This is a genomic window from Roseivivax sp. CAU 1761 (genome assembly GCF_054482755.1).
In genome coordinates this window covers 60,094-78,836 of record NZ_JBTLRM010000007.1, presented here as the reverse complement: position 1 = coordinate 78,836, position 18,743 = coordinate 60,094, and the positions used below count along the sequence as shown (strand labels likewise).

16 protein-coding genes are annotated in these 18,743 nt (G+C 70.2%); 8 read left to right on the top strand and 8 right to left on the bottom strand.

Annotated elements, in window-relative coordinates; translation table 11 throughout:
* The first annotated feature begins 2 nt into the window (after positions 1-2).
* The 6 genes from ACXYMW_RS06655 to tsf all read left to right on the top strand — a co-directional run bounded on the left by ACXYMW_RS06655 (position 3) and on the right by tsf (position 7,641).
* On the top strand, positions 3-1,688 hold the full coding sequence (locus tag ACXYMW_RS06655) for an ABC transporter ATP-binding protein (RefSeq protein WP_459034518.1): 1,686 nt from the start codon (positions 3-5) through the stop codon (positions 1,686-1,688).
* Positions 1,685-2,851: a M20 aminoacylase family protein gene (locus ACXYMW_RS06650; protein WP_459034517.1), complete on the top strand. Its 1,167-nt coding sequence runs from the start codon at positions 1,685-1,687 to the stop codon at positions 2,849-2,851. Before ACXYMW_RS06655 ends, ACXYMW_RS06650 begins: the two co-directional genes overlap by 4 nt.
* A gap of 68 nt (positions 2,852-2,919) precedes the next feature.
* Entirely contained in the window at positions 2,920-4,059 is a 1,140-nt protein-coding gene (locus tag ACXYMW_RS06645; RefSeq protein WP_459034516.1) for a M20/M25/M40 family metallo-hydrolase, read from the top strand.
* A 4-nt stretch (positions 4,060-4,063) separates the two neighbouring features.
* Positions 4,064-5,623 (top strand): gamma-glutamyltransferase, encoded by a 1,560-nt coding sequence (locus ACXYMW_RS06640; RefSeq protein ID WP_459034515.1) that lies wholly within the window; start codon positions 4,064-4,066, stop codon positions 5,621-5,623.
* 173 nt (positions 5,624-5,796) lie between these two features.
* Complete coding sequence (gene rpsB / locus ACXYMW_RS06635) at positions 5,797-6,573, top strand: 30S ribosomal protein S2 (protein ID WP_459034514.1); 777 nt, start codon at positions 5,797-5,799, stop codon at positions 6,571-6,573.
* Positions 6,574-6,765: 192 nt separating this feature from the next.
* Positions 6,766-7,641, top strand: coding sequence for a translation elongation factor Ts (gene tsf, locus ACXYMW_RS06630; protein ID WP_459034513.1), 876 nt, complete (start codon positions 6,766-6,768; stop codon positions 7,639-7,641).
* Between the two features lie 399 nt (positions 7,642-8,040).
* Here the strand turns inward: tsf and ACXYMW_RS06625 are convergent, their stop codons facing one another.
* A complete protein-coding gene (locus ACXYMW_RS06625; protein ID WP_459034512.1) occupies positions 8,041-8,802 on the bottom strand; it encodes a LuxR family transcriptional regulator in 762 nt (253 codons plus the stop codon).
* Positions 8,803-9,027: 225 nt separating this feature from the next.
* A complete protein-coding gene (locus ACXYMW_RS06620) occupies positions 9,028-9,306 on the bottom strand; it encodes a hypothetical protein (RefSeq protein ID WP_459034511.1) in 279 nt (92 codons plus the stop codon).
* Positions 9,307-9,397: 91 nt separating this feature from the next.
* Between ACXYMW_RS06620 and ACXYMW_RS06615 the strand changes: the two genes are divergently transcribed.
* Positions 9,398-10,069, top strand: coding sequence for an SDR family oxidoreductase (locus ACXYMW_RS06615; protein ID WP_459034510.1), 672 nt, complete (start codon positions 9,398-9,400; stop codon positions 10,067-10,069).
* A 140-nt stretch (positions 10,070-10,209) separates the two neighbouring features.
* Positions 10,210-10,992: a hypothetical protein gene (locus ACXYMW_RS06610; RefSeq protein WP_459034509.1), complete on the top strand. Its 783-nt coding sequence runs from the start codon at positions 10,210-10,212 to the stop codon at positions 10,990-10,992.
* A gap of 70 nt (positions 10,993-11,062) precedes the next feature.
* On the opposite strand, the gene ACXYMW_RS06605 is transcribed toward ACXYMW_RS06610, so the two are convergent.
* The 6 genes from ACXYMW_RS06605 to ACXYMW_RS06580 are packed head-to-tail and all read right to left on the bottom strand — an operon-like array spanning position 11,063 to position 18,740.
* Positions 11,063-12,112, bottom strand: coding sequence for an alginate lyase family protein (locus ACXYMW_RS06605; RefSeq protein ID WP_459034508.1), 1,050 nt, complete (start codon positions 12,110-12,112; stop codon positions 11,063-11,065).
* Entirely contained in the window at positions 12,112-14,841 is a 2,730-nt protein-coding gene (locus ACXYMW_RS06600; protein ID WP_459034507.1) for a hypothetical protein, read from the bottom strand. Before ACXYMW_RS06600 ends, ACXYMW_RS06605 begins: the two co-directional genes overlap by 1 nt.
* A 27-nt stretch (positions 14,842-14,868) precedes the next feature.
* Positions 14,869-15,498, bottom strand: a complete 630-nt coding sequence (locus ACXYMW_RS06595) for an alginate O-acetyltransferase AlgF (protein WP_459034506.1) — start codon at positions 15,496-15,498, stop codon at positions 14,869-14,871.
* Complete coding sequence (locus ACXYMW_RS06590) at positions 15,495-16,850, bottom strand: alginate O-acetyltransferase AlgX-related protein (RefSeq protein ID WP_459034505.1); 1,356 nt, start codon at positions 16,848-16,850, stop codon at positions 15,495-15,497. Before ACXYMW_RS06590 ends, ACXYMW_RS06595 begins: the two co-directional genes overlap by 4 nt.
* A 50-nt stretch (positions 16,851-16,900) precedes the next feature.
* Entirely contained in the window at positions 16,901-17,656 is a 756-nt protein-coding gene (locus tag ACXYMW_RS06585) for a hypothetical protein (protein WP_459034504.1), read from the bottom strand.
* Positions 17,649-18,740, bottom strand: a complete 1,092-nt coding sequence (locus tag ACXYMW_RS06580) for an alginate O-acetyltransferase AlgX-related protein (RefSeq protein WP_459034503.1) — start codon at positions 18,738-18,740, stop codon at positions 17,649-17,651. Before ACXYMW_RS06580 ends, ACXYMW_RS06585 begins: the two co-directional genes overlap by 8 nt.
* Positions 18,741-18,743: the final 3 nt, after the last annotated feature.

Sequence of the window (18,743 nt, the reverse complement as noted above, 5' to 3'; positions counted from 1 at the left end):
CGATGCAGTTCAAGTCCAAGGATTTCTCGACCGCGCAGCAGGTGCTGACGATCCGCGATCTCAGGGTCGGCCTCGCCGGACGGCCCGACGCGGCGCCGGTGCTCGACGGCATCGACCTCGACATCCGCGCCGGCGAGACGCATTGCCTGGTCGGCGAAAGCGGCTCCGGCAAGTCGGTGACCTCGCTGGCGGTGATGGGCCTCTTGCCCAAGGGCGCACTGGAGGTGCAGGGCGGTCTGATCGACCTCGAGGGGACCGAGATCACCGCCGCCAGCCCGGCCCAGATGCGGGCGCTCCGGCCGCGCCGCATCGCGATGATCTTCCAGGAGCCGATGACGGCGCTGAACCCCGTGCTGCGGGTCGGCGAGCAGATCGAGGAGGTGCTGAACATGCACACCGATCTCTCCGCCGCCGAGGCCAAGAAGCGCACGCTCGAGATCATGGAGGACGTCCACCTGCCGGATGTGGAGCGGATCTATGCCGCCTTTCCGCACCAGCTCTCGGGCGGGCAGCGCCAGCGCATCATGATCGCCATGGCGCTGGTGCTCGATCCCGACCTGCTGATCGCCGACGAGCCGACCACCGCGCTCGACGTCACCACGCAGCTGCAGATCCTCAAGCTCATCGCCGAGATGCAGGAGCGCCACGGCACCGCGGTGCTGTTCATCACCCACGACATGGGCGTGGTGGCCGAGATCGCCGACACGGTCAGCGTCATGCAGAAGGGCCGCATCGTCGAGCGCGCGCCGATCCGCGACCTGCTGACGGCGCCGCAGGACGGCTATACGCGGCGGCTGCTGCAGGCGGTGCCCAACCTCGCGCCGCGCCCGGCGCGGGCGGCGCCCGAGGGCGACAAGGTGCTGTCGGTCGACCGGCTGCAGATGACCTATGGCGGCGGCGGCTGGTTGCGCCGGCGCGAGGGGGTGCAGGCGGCGCGCGACGTCACCTTCACCATCGCGCCGGGCCGCACGCTCGGCATCGTCGGCGAAAGCGGTTCCGGCAAGTCCACCGTGGCGCGCTGCATCATGCGGCTGATCGATCCCACCGGCGGCGAGGTCCGCATCGCCGGCACCGAGATCGCCCGCCTGTCGCGGCGCCGGCTGCAGCCGCACCGCAAGCACTTCCAGATCGTCTTCCAGGACCCGTACCGGTCGCTCAACCCGCGCTGGACGGTGGCCAAGTCGCTCTGCGAGGGGCCGATCAATTTCGGCACGCCCAAGGCCGAGGCGATGGCCCGCGCCGCCGAGCTGATGGAGCTGGTGGAGTTGCCGCGCGACGCGCTCGACCGTTACCCGCACCAATTCTCCGGCGGTCAGCGCCAGCGCATCGCCATCGCCCGCGCGGTCGCCATGCGGCCCGACCTGCTGGTCGCCGACGAGGCGGTCTCGGCGCTCGACGTCAGCGTGCAGGCGCAGGTGCTCGACCTGCTCGACGACGTGCAGGCCCGCTTCGGCATCGCCATGCTGTTCATCACCCACGACCTGCGGGTCGCGGCGCAGATCTGCGATGACGTGGTGGTGATGCAGAAGGGCGCGGTGGTCGAGCAGGGCCCGGCCGGCGCGGTGCTGTCGAACCCGCGCCACCCCTATACCCGCGACCTGATCGAGGCCGCCCCCGGGCGGCACTGGGATTTCGCCCATTTCCGCGCGCTCGAGCGCGCCCCCGCATTCGAAGGAGCCCCCGCATGAGCGTCATTCCGAAAATCGCCGAATTTGCCGACGAGCTGACCGAGATCCGCCACGACATCCACGCCCATCCCGAGCTCGGCTTCGAGGAGACCCGGACTGCGGCGCTGGTCGCCGAGAAGCTGCGCGCCTGGGGCGTCGACGAGGTCCACGAGGGCATTGGCGGCACCGGCGTGATCGGCCTGATCAAGGGGCAGGGCGGCGGCAACCGCCGCATCGGCCTGCGCGCCGACATGGACGCGCTGCCGATCGAGGAGGCCTCGGGCGTGGCCTATGCCTCGACCAATCCCGGAAGGATGCATGCCTGCGGCCATGACGGCCACACCACGATGCTGCTGGGCGCGGCGCGCTACCTCGCCGCGACACGGGAGTTCGACGGCACCGTGGTACTGATCTTCCAGCCCGCCGAGGAGGGCCTGGGCGGCGCCCGCCGGATGCTCGCCGAGGGGCTCTTCGAACGCTTCCCCTGCGACGAGATCTACGGCATGCACAACGACCCGACCGCCGATCCCGGGATCGTCACGGTGACCCCGGGCCCGGCCATGGCGGGGGCGACCTTCTTCGACATCACCGTCAAGGGCACCGGCAGCCACGCCGCCATGCCGCACCAGTCGCGCGACCCGATCGTCATCGGCACGGCGCTGGTGCAGCAGCTGCAATCGGTGGTCAGCCGCAACACCCCGCCGACCAAGCCGGTGGTGCTGTCGGTGACCACGTTCAATGCCGGATCGGCCTATAACGTCGTGCCTGACCGGGCGACGATCTCCGGCACCATCCGCTATTTCCACGACGAGGTGGCGGAGCTCGCCGAGACCCGCATCCGCGAGCTCTGCGCCGGGCTCTCCCAGGCCTACGGGGTGGAGATCACCGCCGAGCTGCGCAACGTCTTCGACGTGCTGATGAACGATCCCGAGCTGTCGGACGCCTATGTCGCCGCCGCCGCCGACGTGGTGGGCGCCGGGCAGTCGTCGCTCACCGACGACCAGATGACCGGCTCGGAGGATTTCGCCGACATGCTGAAGGCCGTCCCCGGCGCCTATTGCCGGATCGGCCATGCCGGCTCGATCCCGCTGCACAACCCGGCCTTCGTGCTCGACGACGCGATCCTGCCGGTCGGCGCCTCGGTCTATGCCCGCATCGTGGAGACCCGGCTGCCGCGCGGCTGACCTCGCCGCCATCCCGTTTCCGTCTTTCACGCGGGTCGCGCGCGGCCCGCGCCACAGGAGTATTGCCCATGTTCGACGCGCCCGGACTGCCCTTCGACACCGACCAGATGCTGGCCGGACTGAAGCCCTGGATCGAGACCGAGAGCCCGACCTTCGACGCCGCCGCGGTCAATCGCATGATGGATCTGGTGCAGCACGAACTGGCCGCGCTCGGCGCCCGGGTGGAGCGCATCCCGGGCCGCATGGGCTGCGGCGACAGCGTCCGCGCCGCCATGCCGCATCCGCGCCAGGGCGAGGGCGGCATCCTGCTGCTCGGCCACATGGACACCGTGCACCCGGTCGGCACGCTGGCGCAGCTGCCGTTCCGGCGCGAGGGCGGGCTCTGCTACGGGCCGGGCATCATGGACATGAAGGGCGGAAATTACGTCTATCTCGACGCGCTGCGCAAACTGCTGGCCGCCGGCATCGAGACGCCGCTGCCGGTGACCGTGCTGTTCACCCCCGACGAGGAGATCGGCACGCCGTCCACGCGCGAGCTGATCGAGGCCGAGGCGCGGCGCCACCGCTTCGTGCTGGTGCCGGAACCGGCGCGTCCCGACGGCGGCGCGGTGATCGGCCGCTACGCCATCGCGCGCTTCGACCTGCAGACCCGCGGAAGGCCGAGCCATGCCGGCTGGCAGCTCTCCGAGGGCCGCTCGGCGATCGCCGCGATGGCCGCCAAGGTGGCCGAGATCGAGGGCATGACGACCGAGGATTGCACCTTCTCGCTGGGCGTCATCCATTCCGGACAATGGGTCAATTGCGTCTCCTCGGTCTGCGACGCCGAGGTGCTGACCATGGCCAAGACGCAGGAACTGCTGGACGAAGGCGTGGCCAAGATGCTGGCGCTGAACTCCGACAAGGGCGAGGTGATCATGGAGGTCCGCCGCGGCGTCACCCGCCCGGTCTGGGAGCCCGACCAGCCCGGCACCATGGCGATGCTGCAGCTCGCCCAGGAGATCGCCGGCGAGATCGGCTTCGAGATCTCCGGTGCCTCGGCGGGCGGCGGCTCGGACGGCAACTTCACCGGGGCGCTGGGGATCCCGACGCTCGATTCCATCGGCGTGCGCGGCAAGGGCCTGCACACCCTGACCGAGCATATCGAGATCGAAAGCCTGGTGGAGCGCGCGCGCCTTGCCGCCGGGCTGTTCTGCCGGCTCGGGGCCTGACCCGGTGTCGGAGGCGCTGTCGCACAGCATGGAGATCGCCAAGCACGTGGTGGAGACCCGCCACGGCGTGGTGGCGGCGCAGCACCGGCAGGCGGCGGAGGCCGGCGCCGAGGTGCTGCGCGCCGGCGGCGACGCGGTCGATGCCGCGGTGGCCTGCGGTTTCGTCGTCTCGGTGCTGGAGCCGTGGATGTCGGGGCCGGCGGGCGGCGGCGCGGCGATGCACTGGCGCGCCGGGACCGGGGAGGCGCATGCCCTGAATTTCGGCATGAAGGCCCCCGCGGGGCTGCGGGTGGAGGATTTCGCTTTGTCCGGCGAGGGCGTCGCCGACGACCTCTTTCCCTGGGCCCGGGTGGTCGAGGACCGCAACGTGCGCGGCGCCCGCGCGGTCGCCGTGCCGGCGATGGTCGACGGTCACGCCGCGGCGCACAAGCGCTGGGGCCGGCTGCCCTGGGCCGAGCTGCTGGCGCCGGCGGTGGCGCAGGCCCGGCGCGGCATGGCGCTCGACTGGTACGCCACGCTGATCGTCGCCACCGCGGCCTCGGACCTCGCCCGCGACGACGACGCGGCGGCGATGTTCCTCGGCCCCGACCGGCTGCCGCGGCCCTACGGCTGGACCGCGCAGGCCGAGGCCCGGATCGACCAAAGCCGGATGGCCGACAGCCTCGACACGCTGGCGCGCGAGGGCGCGGCGGCGCTGCATGGCGGCGATCTCGGCGCGGCGCTGGCGCGCGATGTCCGCGACAAGGGCGGCTATCTCAGCCGCGACGACCTCGCCCGCCACGGCGCCCGCTTCGAGCCGCCGCTCGCGGTGCGGGCGCGCGACGCGCTCTACCACGTTATGCCGGGGCTGACCGCCGGGCCGACCTTCGCCGCGGCGATCACCGCGCTCTCGGCCGACGATCTCGGCGATCCGCGGCGCGCCTACCCGGCCTATGCCCGGGCGCTGGCCGCCGCCTATCGCGACCGGCTGGCGCGCATGGGCGCGGCCGGCGAGGTGCCCGAGACCCCGGGCTGCACCACGCATTTCTCCGTCGTCGACCGCGACGGCAACATGGTGGCGCATACCCAGACGCTGCTGTCGCTGTTCGGCGCGCGCATCGTGTCGCCCGAGACCGGCTTCCTGCTCAACAACGGCATCATGTGGTTCGACCCCGAGCCGGGGAAGCCGAACTCGCTGGGCCCCGACCGCGCCTGCCTGATGAATGTCTGCCCGGTGCTGGGCGAGGCCCAAGGCCGGCGCTTCGCGCTCGGCGCGTCGGGCGGGCGCAAGATCCTGCCCGCGGTGACCCAGATCGCCTCCTTCCTCGGCGATCTCGGGCTCGACCTGCAGGGCGCCTTCGACCAGCCGCGCATCGACGTCTCGGGCGGCGCGGCGATCGTCGCCGACGACCGCCTGCCGGCCGAGGTGCAGGAGGCGCTGGGGCAGGTGGCGCCGGTGACCGCGGTGCGGCGCACGCTCTTGCCCTATCCGTTTGCCTGCCCGGCAGCGGTGCTGCAGGACGGTGCGCGCCGTTTCGGCATGACCGAAGTGATGACCGCCTGGGGCGACGCGGTGGCCGAATAGTCCGGCGCTGCCCGGGATCGGCGCTTGTGCCCGGTCCGCGGGGCTGCTAATGGCGCGACGTTCAATCCCGCAGGCGGGGTCGGGCGGCCCGGGGGAGACATCCCCGGACGTCCACCGGTTGGGGCTCCGGCCCCCTCAACCCCGCCAAGGCGCAAACCGGAAAGGAAAACGGCATGGCTCTTCCCGAGTTCTCCATGCGTCAGCTGCTCGAAGCTGGCGTGCATTTCGGCCACCAGACGCAGCGCTGGAACCCCCGCATGGGCGAGTTCATCTACGGCGCGCGCAACGGCATCCACATCATGGACCTGACGCAGACCGTGCCGATGCTCGACGCGGCGCTGAACGTCATCCGCGAGACCGTCGCCAAGGGCGGCCGGGTGCTGTTCGTCGGCACCAAGCGCCAGGCCCAGCAGCCGGTGGCCGATGCCGCCGAGCGCTGCGCGCAGTACTACATGAACCACCGCTGGCTGGGCGGCACCCTGACCAACTGGCAGACCGTGTCGCAGTCGATCCAGCGCCTGAAGACCATCGACGAGCAGATGGCCGCCGGCGCCGAGGGCCTGACCAAGAAAGAGCGTCTGGGCATGGAGCGCGAGCAGGCCAAGCTCGAGGCCTCGCTGGGCGGCATCCGTGAGATGGGCGGCCTGCCGGACCTGCTCTTCGTGATCGACGTCAAGAAAGAGCAGCTGGCCGTCGCCGAGGCCAAGAAGCTGGGCATCCCGGTGGTCGCCATCGTCGACACCAACTGCTCGCCCGAGGGCATCGACTACATCGTGCCGGGCAACGATGACGCGGCCCGCGCCATCGCGCTCTACTGCGACCTCGCCGCCCGCGCCGCGCTCGACGGCATGTCGGCGCAGATGGAAGGCGCCGGCGTCGACATCGGCGCGCTGGAAGAGGCCCCGGTCGAGGATGCCGTGGCCGAGGCCGAGGGCGGCGCCCAGGCCTGATCGGGTCCGGCCGGACCGGCGGCGCGGGGGCAGGGGCCTTCCGCCCGCCCCCTTTCGCCAAGCCGGTCCGGCCCCCATATCCGCTGTCGCAGGCGCGACACGCTCCCGTGACATCAGGCGGCGTATGAGACCGGCCCGACCCGCGGTCCGGCTCCGCCGCCGAGCTTAGACAGACAGACGAGGAGAGCCGACATGGCGATCACTGCCGCACAGGTGAAAGAACTGCGCGAGATGACCGGCGCAGGCATGATGGATGCCAAGAAGGCGCTGACCGAGACCGACGGCGACATGGACGCGGCGGTCGACTGGCTGCGCACCAAGGGCCTGGCCAAGGCGGCCAAGAAATCCGGCCGCACCGCCGCCGAGGGCCTGGTGGCCGTCAGCGTCGAGAACGGCACCGGCGTGGCCGTCGAGGTAAACTCCGAGACCGACTTCGTCGCCAAGAACGCCGAGTTCCAGAAGCTCGTTTCGCAGATCGCCGACAAGGCCACCGGCGTCGACGACGTCGAGGCGCTGAAGGGCGCCGATCTCGGCGGCAAGACCGTCAACGACGCGCTGACCGATGCCATCGCCAAGATCGGCGAGAACATGTCGGTGCGCCGCATGGCCAAGGTCTCGGGTGAGACCGTCGCGACCTACGTGCACAACGCCGCCGCGCCGAACATGGGCCAGATCGGCGTGCTGGTGGCGATGACCGGCGGCGACGAGGCGTTCGGCCGCCAGGTCGCCATGCACATCGCCGCGGCCAACCCGGCCTCGCTCGGCGAAGCCGATCTCGACCCGGCGGTGCTCGAGAAGGAGCGCCAGATCCAGATCGACATCGCGCGCGAGTCGGGCAAGCCGGAGCAGGTCATCGAGAAGATGATCGAGGGCCGCATGAAGAAGTACCTGGCCGAGATCACCCTGCTGGGTCAGGCCTTCGTCGTCGACCCGGACAAGACCGTGGCCCAGGCCGCCCAGGAGGCCGGCGCCGAGATCACCGGCTTCGTGCGGCTCGCCGTGGGCGAGGGCATCGAGAAGAAGGAAGAGGACTTCGCCGCCGAGGTCGCCAAGGCCGCACAGGGCTGAGGCACCACGCGACGCGGCAAACGTTTGGAAGCCGCCCCGAGGGGCGGCTTCCTTGCCGTTCGGCCGTCAGGCCGGACAGTGCCGGTTCTGGGTGCAGGCACCGTGGGACCCGACCGACCCCGGAGACATTGGGGATGAGCAAACAGGGCCGGTCGGACCCGCGACACACGGATGAAAATGCATCCAGGCGCCGCTCTGGCATAATGCCGGGAGGCCCCTCAGGGCCCCGATATTACGGGGATGAGGTCCTCCTGTCCCATGGCCGGTAGGCCACTCACTCTCGGAACAGGTGCATCATGATCGGTGACCCGAGGTAAGGGAAAGTCTGGAATCCCTGACCTGCGGCAGAAAAGAGCCTGACCAATTCGCGCTCCGTTTAAAAGCGGACTCGAAACCAATTCAAAGGTCGGGGTTGTACATTTGGTTTTGGACGGTCGCCTTCATCACCGCCTGTGCGGTGGTCTCGACGTTCAGCGCTTCCCGGGCCAGCCGCAGATGTTTTTCCACCGTGGCCTGGGTCAATCCGAGAATCTGCGCGATATCCGCCGTGGTCTTGCCGGCGCCCACCCATTCCAGAGCCTGGCGCTGGCGCGGCGTGAGCGCCTGGTTGGCTGGGCGGTGGGGCAGGGTGAGGATTTTCAGGTGGACGATGTTGTTCATCAGCACGATGGCGCGGCCATTCACCTGCCAGAGCGCGTCGACATCGTCGTGGCCCAGCCCGCGCCGGGCGGTCAGGGCGATGGCGCCCTTGCCGCGGCTCGACATCGAGCGGAAGCTGATCGAGTAGCCGGCGACCACATCGTGCTTGCGATTGAATTCAAGGACTTCCTTTTCCTCGCGCGTGAGGGCGCCGGAGGCATGGCGCTGCCGCAGCAGGCTCCAGGAGCAGGCTCCGTCATTGGACAGCGCCCAGCGCACCATCGGGGCGTGATAATACAGCTTCCGGGTCAGAAATCCGTCCAGGTATTCGCGATCATGATTGCTGAAGACAACGAAATCATTCGGATCCCCGAGCGACGTGTCGGTGCGGAACATAGTGAATCCATAGATCAAACGGTCGAAGCCATATTCCAGCATGTTTGCACAATGCTGGGTCCACAACTTCTCCACGGAATCGGCATCCGTGAGAGCGTTGATCTTCTCCAATAGTCTCGGATCCATGCTTGATCCCGAAATCGGACCGCCCGTGGCGGCGGGTGTGAGCGGCACACCAACTGAATGCAGTAGTAAACTCTTCACGTGAAAAACAATATTCGGCAACACCCCCGAAAGTCCAGATGATTGGAAACGGTCGAAATCGCCCAGAGGTTGCTTTCATGCAAATGGATATAATTTCGGTAATTTCGTCAATTCGAATGACGCGCCGGAAAACGGCGGGTCGAATTCTCAGGCGTTCTCGGCCACGCAGCGGACATCGGGCAAATCGGCGCTGCGGTCGAACAGGATCGGCGTGCCATTGTCATGGACTGCGGGCATTCCGGCGACTTCGCGCAGGGTTTGCTGGCATTCCGCCAGCTTTTCCAACGGCACCTCGATCTCGATGATCTCGCTGGTGGAGGGGCCGTCATTGGCGGCGAGTGCGGCGGCGCCCAGCGTCACGAGTCCGGCGGCGGCGATGGCGAGGCGATGCATATCGAGGCTCTCCAGAATTCTGTGTTGCCACATAAACAATCGAGTCCGGGAAAAGTTTCCGGACAGCGCTGGACGGGTTGCCAAAGCGGGCCAGTTGTGAAGCGCTGCAGGACGGGAGCGCACCATGGCACGAACGCTGTTCATCACCGGCGCATCGAGCGGCATCGGCGCCGCCACGGCGCGCCAGGCCGCCGCGCAGGGCTGGAATGTCGGGCTCTTTGCACGCTCGCGCGACAAGCTCGACCCGCTGGCCGAGGAGATCGGGTCCGCCGCCACCGTGCTGCCGGGCGATGCCGGACGCCTCGAGGACCAGCAGGAGGCGCTGGCCGAACTCGCCGCGGCGCGTGGCGGCGTTGACGCGGCCTTCGCCAATGCCGGGACCGGGCTGTCGAAGGCCGGCACCGCCGAGGGCTACCCGGAAGAATGGCAGCGCCTCGTGCAGTTGAACATCCTGGGCGTTCTCTGGACGGCCAAGGCGGCGATGCCGCATCTGCAGGAGCGTGGCGGGCATCTGGTGCTGACCGGCTCGGCGGCGGGCCGGACGCATATCAAGGGCTCGATCTACTCGGCGTCGAAATGGTTCGTGCACGGCTATGCCGGCAATCTCGCCGAGGAGATGCGCGAATGGGGCGGCCGCTGCACGGTGATCGCGCCGGGCATGGTGGACACCGCGTTCTTCGACGAGCCGAAGCCCGACAAGCTGCAGCCGGAGGACGTCGCGGCGGCAGTCCTGCACGCGCTGGAAGCACCGGACCGCGCCACGGTGCGCGAGATCTTCGTCATGCCAACGCATTAGCGGCCCAAGGCGCAATTTACATAATATTGATTATCCGCCTTGCTTGGCGCCAAGTCACACACTGACCATGCGTGCGAGAAAGAGATGTTTCGGCGGGAACCTGCCGAGGCCGCGCGCCCTTCTGATCACAGGAGGATTGCATGACATCACACTGGTTCCGAACTCTATCCGGCGTCGCCCTCGCGCTGTTCCTGCACGGGCCCGCCGGCGCCGAGCCCGACTTCGTTCCCCACAGCTACAACGGCAAGCCGCCAATGCAGCGCGGCGCCGAGACCGTGTTCTCGCTGCCGGCCTCGGATTGCTCCGAGCGCGAATACGCGGCACGCGAGGTCAGCGACTGCTATCATGGCAACGATCGCAGCCTGCTGAAATCCACGCTGCTGGCCGAGCCCGGATGGGCCATCCGTTACCGCTTCAGCCTCAAGGTGGACCAGCCCTTCGTCTACCGCGGCGGGCCGAACCGCCGCAGCCTGCTCACCGTCGCGGATTGGCGCCGCGACGAGACGAGCCAGAACAAGCTCTATGCCATGCATCTCGATGCCGTGACCGGTCTGAGCTTTGGCGATACCACCTGCGCCGCGCCGCGCCAGCTGGCGCAATGGACCGATGTCGAGGTGCTGATCCGCTGGCACCGCCAGGACGGCCTGTTGCAGGTGCGCTGTGACGGCCGGACCGTGATCGCCCGCCGCGGCATCGACACCATCGTGCCGGCCGATTGCGCGGCGCCGTTCACCTACCATTGCAACCCCGCGGTGCAGCAGCCCGATCACCCGGTGGAGATGCGCCTGGGGCTTCTGCATCAGGGCTACGGTCCGATGGACCGCCGGCGCGGCCTGTCGCCCGAGGGGCGCATCCTGACCGCGCCAGTGACGGTGCGGGTGCGCGACATGGACGTGCGGCGCGTCCGGATCGCCGGCAGCTGATGCCTCGGGCCGGTTTGCATGATAAAGGCCGGGCACCCTGCCCGGCCTTTCTCCGTTCTGCCGCACCCGCTTACCAGAGCAGCGACTGGCTGCCGCCGAGCTTGGAATTGCCCAGCGGGCGATAGGCTTCGGCCAGGCGTGCCACCTCGTCATCCTCGAAGACCGACAGGTAGGCCTCGGCCCAGGCCAGTTCGAAGGATTGGATCTCGTCTTCGCCGGTCTGGTAGGTCTGCTTCTCGCCGGCCTTGGCCTCGACCAGATCGGGGGACTCCACCGCGCGGGTGGTGAAGCCGACGATCCGCGGGATCGCGTCCTCGCAGGCCGAGAAGATCTCGTGCCCCTGCTGTTCCAGCATGGCGGCGGAGACGACCAGCGGCGCCACGGCGTGCAGCTGGTAATGCAGCGCCCGCGGGCCGCGGTCCATCTCCAGCGGCAGCGCGCCGTCGGCATCGGCGGAACAGGCGATCAGCGATGCGGTATAGCCGCCCCAGCTGCTCAGCACGTCGTCGCCCGAGGCGCGGCCGATCGCCGTGGCGGCCAGCCCGGCCCAGGCGCGCAGGTTGTTGCGGCTGGCCTTGGGCGGCGCCTCGCCGTCGAAATAGGCCATCGCGGCGCGGCCGCGGTCGCGCAGCCAGGATTCGACCAGTTCGGCCCGGTCGGGATCGATCTCGCCGCTCTGTTTGGCCTGCAGATAGGCCAGCGCCATGCCGCCGATCCGCGACGGGCTCGAGATCCGCGCGTTCATGGTCTCAAGCTCGCTCAGCGCATCGGCCGCGGCCCAGACCGCCAGGGCATCGACCACGCAGGTGGCGGCCTCCGAGCCGTCCTCGGCATCCACCGCCTCGTTGGCGCGCGCCGCGAGGTCGGACACGAAATCGTCGATCGGCCCCAGCGCCTCGTTCACCGCGGCATTGGCCTTCTTGTCGAGGTCGGAGCGGTCCGCGCTGTCGTCGGTGTAGCGGCTGCCATAGGCAAGCGAGACCACGGGTTCGGGGACGTCCATGCAGGTCACGTCACCGGCCTGCGGGGCGCTGGCGCGGCTCTCCTGCTGCGCCCAGGCGGGGGCTGCGCCGAGAAGCGCAATGCCCGCCGCGGCGGTCGCTTGGGTGAAACGGCTCATCAGCTGTCGGTCCTTTCGTCGCTGTTCAACATCGGCGCGATGGCGCGCGCCTCGGCATTGCCCGCCCCTGCGGCGCGGCGCAGCCAGTCGCGCGAGGCCTCGGGGTCCTGGGCGGTGCCGATGCCGTAGGCATAGGCCCGGGACAGCAGCAGCATCGCCTCGGCATTGCCCTGCTCCGCCGCGCGCCGCAGGAGATCGGCGTACTGATCCAGTTCGGCCGCGCCGGAGGCGTCGTCCCGGACGAGCTTGGCGAGTTCGAGCTGGGCCAGCGGATCGCCCTCCTCGGCAGCGGCGCGGTAGACCTCCCGGCGGTCCACCCGGTCCTCGACCCGGGCGGCCAGTTCGGGTTCGACATATTCGAGAGAGGCCAACGCAGAGACCACCTGATCGGTTTCGGCAGTGCGGATCAGCTCCTCGTAGAGCGCCACCGCCTCCTCGATCGGCATCTCCAGCCGGCCCTCGTCCCGCAGGTCGAGCATGCGGCGCATGCCCGGCGCGTAACCGGCATCGGCGGCGCGCCGGTAGAGGGCGACCGCCTCGTCGAGGGGCGCGTCGCCCAGGCCGTGATCGAGAATGGCATCGGCCACTGCCACCAGCTCCCATTGCGGCCGGTCGACGGAGGCGCGGGCGACCTCGATCCAGTGCCGCGCGCCCTCGGCGTCGCCGACGTCGTTTAGCGTCAGCGCCAGTTCGAGCGCGCTGCGGCTGGAACAGTTCATCACCGTCCGGGCGCGGTGGACGTAATCCTGCCGCGCCTCGGCGGAGTCGAGATGCGGCAGCGCGAAGACCAGCGCGGAGAAGTCCCCGTTGCGCGCGATGGCGTCGCCATAGGTGGCGAAGGCGGCCGCCGCATCGGTCTCGGGATCGAGCCGCACCAGCGCGCGGATGGCATCGCCATTGCCCTCCGCGGCCAGCCGCGCCGCAAGGTCGAGCAGCCTCTGGCGGCCCTCCTCGTCGCGCTTGGTGGCGTCCTCCAGCAGGTTGATGACCATCGGGCCGGCTTCCGCCTCGCCGCGGGCTAGCGCGTCCTCCAGGTGGGCGATCGCCTCCTCGCGCCGTCCGAGGCGGAGATCCAGCTTGGCCTCGGCCACGCCGAGCCGGTCGCTGTCCTCGCGTGCCAGCCGGCGCAGCGCGGCGAGATCGGGCGCCTCCGGATGGTTGCGGGCGACCTCGAGGAAATTGGCGGTCGAGCGCGAACGCGCGTTGACGGCCTGGGCCTGCAGATGGGCGTAGAAGAGCGGGTCGCTGTCGGGCGCGATGCTGCGCAGATCACCGTCGCTGGGCGACAGCGTGGCATCGCTCGAGAAGGCCTCCATGCGGTCCCAATAGGCCGCGTTCTCGGGCTGCGGCGCCGAGGGACGGCGGCACAGGAAGGCGTCGCCCAGGGTCTGCATCGGTGCGGTCAGGCCCTCCGCCCGCACCGCGTAGCGCAGGTGGGAGGCCACCGTCTCGAAATCCTCCGGCGATGCGACATGGCGCAGTTCCAGATCCGCCAGACGGGTGCGGGCGGGCACGTGGCCGGGATCGATCGCCAGCGCCTTGCGGTACATCTCCATGGCCTCGGCCTCGCCGCCCCAGCGGCCGTCGCGTTCGAGGATCCGGTCGCCGAGCTGGAGATAGGCCCAGGCCGGCGGCTCGCCGGCGGCCAGCAGCCGTTCCAGCGCGGCGATGACCTCGGCGCGGTGCTCCGGCCCGTCGCCGGCGCGCCGTTCGAGGCGGACGAGACGGATCAGCGCCGTGCGGTCGCCCAGATCGGCGGCCTCGCGGTAGAGCGCCCGCGCCCGGTCGAGGTCGCGCGGCAGCAGCGCGCCGCGTTCGAGCTGTTCCGCGAAGGCCAGCATCGCGTAGGGCAGATCGGCATCGGCGGCCTGCTCGAGATGGCTCAGCAGGGTCTCGACGTCGCGGCCGACCCCCTCGGCATCGATGTGCAGCTGGGCCACGTTCCAGGCCGCGTCGGCGCCGCCGAGCCGGGCGCCGAGGCGGTACCAATCCTCGGCGCGGGCGAGGTCCTGCACCACCACGTCGCCCTTGCGGTAGCGCGTGGCGATGCGGCTGATGCGGTCGCAGACGGTGGCGTCGAGATCGCCCAGCATGGCCCCGAACCCCATCGTCACGGCGATGTCGGGGGCGATGGTCCAGTCCTCGATCTCGGTGCCGTCGGCGGTCAGCCCGGCCATCTGCAGGAGCGCGCCGGCATGGCCGGCATAGGCCGCGCGGCGCCAGTAGCCGATCGCCCGCTCGCGGTCGCGCTCGAAGCCGGTGCCGGCGGCCAGCATCTCGGCCAGGGTGACCATGGCGCCGCGGCTGCCGCCATCGGCGATCTCCACCAACCGGTCGAGAAGCCCGCTTTCCTCCAGCTCGGCGATGCGTCCGGCCGCCACCAGCAGGTCGATCTGGTCGAGCGCGCGGTCACGGGGACCGTAGCTCTCGACCTCGGCTTCGAGCCGGTCATAGGCCGCCACGATCGTGTCGAACCACCGTTCCGGAGCGTTGTCGCGCATCAGGCGCAGATCGCGCCGGATCAGCGCCACGGGCCGGTCGTCCAGCGTGCCGTCCCAGTCGCCCCAGCGCGCCTCGAGCTGGGCGGCGGTGGGGCGCGGGACGCAGACATTCTGGGCGGCAATCTCGGGCGGAGCGAAATCCACATCGACGGGCTCGGCCGAGGCGACGACCGGCGGGGTCAGGCCCAGCGCCAGCGCGGTCGCGAAACGGATCGGAAAACGGGTCATCTGACCTCCGGAACGGTGGCGGAAGAATTATTCGTAGACGCTGTCCATGGCGGACGCCTCGACCGCGTCGGGCGCTCCGCGGACCACGATCGTCGTCGCGGCGCCGCGCCGCAGGTCCACGGGGTCGAGCGCGGCCAGCGTCCGGTCGTCCTGGCGGACCTCGAAGGTCAGGGTCAGCGGCGCCTTCAGCCCGACGCCCTGGTGGCCGCCGGCCGCGACATCCGACAGGGCCTCGGTCTCGGCCTCGACGGCATAGAGATCGACCTCACCGGCCTGCGACAGGTTGTAGATCAGCAGATCGGCCTGGGCCGGCGAATCCTTCACCGCATCCTCGATCAGCGCCGGCGTCCCGCCTTCAGCGGTCCACGTGTAATGCTGGTTCGCGCCGACCTCGACGGTCGCGGTCTCGCCGCCGACCTCGATCTCCACCGTTCCCGGCGCGACCTCGGTATAGGCGGTCACGCCGCCGGCCACGGGGGCGAGCTTGGCGCCGTCGATCTCGGCGCTGCCGTCCTCGGGCAGGATCATTCGGAGGAAGGAGGCGTCGGGCGCCGAGGGCTCGGGATACAGGCTGTCATCCTGGGCCATGGCGGGCTGCGCCAGCGCCGCTGCTGCGGTTCCGAGAAGACCGGCGAAGGCAAAGGGTCGAATGGTCATGATTGCGTGCTCTCCGTTTCGCAGATGGCCAGGGACGCGTCGTCCGTGGCGGCTTGGTCGAAGCTCACTTCGACATGGGTGAAATCGGTCCGGCGCAGCGGCGCCAGCGCCTTGTAGAACCAGCGCGTCTGCTCGTAGCGGTCGGGGCGGATGATGGTGCTCTCGACCACGGTGGCGTCGCCGGCCCGGAAGGTGAAGGTGGCCTGGCGGCCGGTGGCCTCGCCGGAATCGGCGCGGATGGCGGTGTCGGGGCCCAACGCGCCCGGCGCCAGATCGGCGGCCAGCGTGCCGTCGGCCAGGATCTCGGTCTCCACCGGGCTGCACTCGTCGCGCACCGCGGCGATCAGTTCCAGCAGCGGCTCCTCGCCGAACTCGCCGAGATTGTTGTAGATCGGGTTTTCCCAGACGATCACGTCGGGGGGCGCCGCGCGGAAATCCTCGGACAGCAGATAGGAGGTCAGGCTGCCGTACTGGTTGCCGCCGGTGATGGCGTAGTTCGCCACCTCCATCTCGGCCGCCTCGGCGAGGAAGCCGGCGAAGTTGAAGGCCGGTTCGGCCGACATCGAGGTTCCGACCAGCGAGATCGGCGGCGCGCTCTCGGCATCGGCGAAGATGCCGCCCCCGGAATCGGCCTGGCCGGCGGCCTCGGTGACAAAGCCCTGGGTGCGCGCCTGCGGCAGGCTCTCGGCGCAATAGGGCTGGATCTGGCGCCGCATCGGAGAGGCGATGGACACCGGATCGGTGGCCCGGGTGACATGTTCGGTGCGCGGCAGCTCCGCCATGCCCGGCAGCGCCTCCAGCCGCTCGGCCACCGCCCGGGCGGCGGCCCGGGCACCCTCGGCCGACCAGTGGAAATCGCTGGCGATGAAGGGCAGTTCGGCGCCCTGCCCCGCTTCGCGCAAGGCCGCGACCGCGTCGACCGCGGCGATGCCGGCGCCTTCCAGCTTGCCGAGGAAATCCTGGTAGGCCGCATCGGCGAGCCGGGTCTCGTAGCCGTAGGTCGCGGCGCTGTCCGGCAGATGATCCGGCAGCGCGAGGCTCTTCGTGGGCACCGGCAGATAAACCAGCCTCGTGCCGCGCTGCGCCAGCGCCTCGGCCAGCCGGCCGACCGCCTCGGCGGCGCCCGCGGACAGCGGGTGGCTCATCCGCATGTCGAGGTTGAGCCGGTAGAAGACGCCGTCCCGCCCCTCGAGAACCGCCATCGGATCGGCCGTGGCCAATCCGGTGCAGCCATAATTCGACGCGGCGGCATCCGGGCCGCCGGCCTCGGCGTCGCTGTCCTGCGCCGCCGCGGCGCCGGCCAGCGTGCAGGCGAGCGCGGTTCCGGCAAGGATCGAAGTCGATCTGTTCATTGCATGTCCTTCCGTCCGGCCGTTTCGGAAAAACGGCCCAGTTCCGTTGCTCAGGGCTGGCTGTCGGACGCCTCGGCGCTCTCCGATCCGAGCCCGCGCAGCAGGTTCTCGGCCATCGTCCGGCGGCCCAGCGTCTCGGCGTTGCTGGCGACCTGGTCGAGCAGGCTGCGCATCTCCGCCTCGGTCAGTTCGGCCTCGCCCGACATCGACCGGGTGACCAGCGTCATCGCCGCCTCCTGGTCGCCGGCCTCGGCGCGTTCCAGAAGCAGGGACTGCGCCCGTTCGGGATGCCGGCCGAAGGGGCTGCCCTGCTCGTAGAAGCGGGCCAGCGCCTCGGAGGCATGCGGATTGCCGCGGATGGCGAAGGCGCGCAGCGCGTTCTCCAGGTGGTCGAGCCGCTTCTCCGACATGCCGTGATCGCCCCGTTCGAGGATCCGGATCAGCGGCCGCACGGCGTAATCGCGGTCGGTATAGGCGGCCGAGGCGAAGTACAGCGCGGCGTCGGGCAGCAGGTCGGGATCGTCGAGGGCGACGAGGCGCTTGCCATAGCGGAACGCCGCCAACCCGTCGCCGGCATCGGCGAGCCGCCGCATGTCCTGGAACGACAGCCGCTGGCCGGCCTGCATGCGCTTGCGCAGGCGCTGCAATTCCCAGGTCGGCAGATCGGTGGTGCGCTCGACACGGTTGTCGAAGGCCGCCACCGGCGCCGACCGCGGAAGGTCCGGGGCCAGCGGCGCCACCGGGGCCGCGGCGGCCGGCGCGGCCAGCACGGCGGAGAGCAGCAGCAGGGAGAACGGTTTAACCATGAATGATCTCCGGAGTTGCGGTTTGCGGGCGGTCCGAGCCCGGCGCGACCTCGCCGAGGTAGCGCACGGGGATTTCCCACAGCACGTAGCGCGGCGGGGTCTCGGCCAGGGCCGGGTCGGACAGCAGGGCCTGCATCGGGGCGAACGGCCCCTGCCCTTCCTCGGCCAGGTTCAGGATGTCGCGGCCCAGCGCCAGCTTGAGCGCCGGCGCAAAGCTCCAGTTCGGGTTGGCGCTGTAGCTGGTGCCGACCAGCACCGTGTCGATGGAAGCGGCCTCGGTGGCGAAGATGCCCCCGGAGGTGCCGCCCGCCTCCTCGGCCACGTAGGGCGTGACCCGCTCCGGTGCGAGGCCGATCTCGGGGGCCAGCGCCTCGGAGGTCACGAAGGAGACCAGGTCGCCCACGAATTCCTCGGGCCGGTCGGCGCGCCGGACGAACTCGGTCCCGCCCGGCTCGATGGCGTTTGAGGCGGCGGCGGCCTGCGCCACGGCGCGGGCCCCGTCCGGGGTCCAGTGGGTGTCGCGGGTCAGGAACACCGGCGTCTCGGACGCGGCGGCGCGCAGCGCCGGCCGGGCGTCGACATGGGCGATGCCGGCCGCGGCCAGGCCGTCGCGGAAGGCGGCATATTGCTCCGCCATGGCCGCGCCGGTCCCGTCCGGGCCGCGGTCGCGGTAGAGGTCGACCTTGGCGGGCAGCGGGATCACCACGAGTTCGGCGCCGTGCTCGGCCAATTGCGCCGCGACCGCGCGCACCTGCTCGAGCCCGGTCGCGATCTGCGCCGGCTCGGCCGGACGCATCTCCTCGTCGGTGAACAGCCAGCCGTCGCGGCCCACCGTCACCCCGGGCCGGCCTTCGCCGAGCCCCAGATAGCGCGCCGCGCCAAGCGCCGACACGGCCAGGTCGCGGTGCGGCTGTTCGGCGCTGTAGAGATCGTCGAGGGCTGCGGTGGCGCCGCCCTGCGCGATGTTCTCCGGCGTCTGCCCGAGGCCGTCCCAATCGCTGAAGATCGAGACGTTCACGTAGCCCGCATAGCCCAGGAAGAGCAGCGGCAGCGCGTATCGCGTGGCGGAGAGAAGTCGCGTCATGTC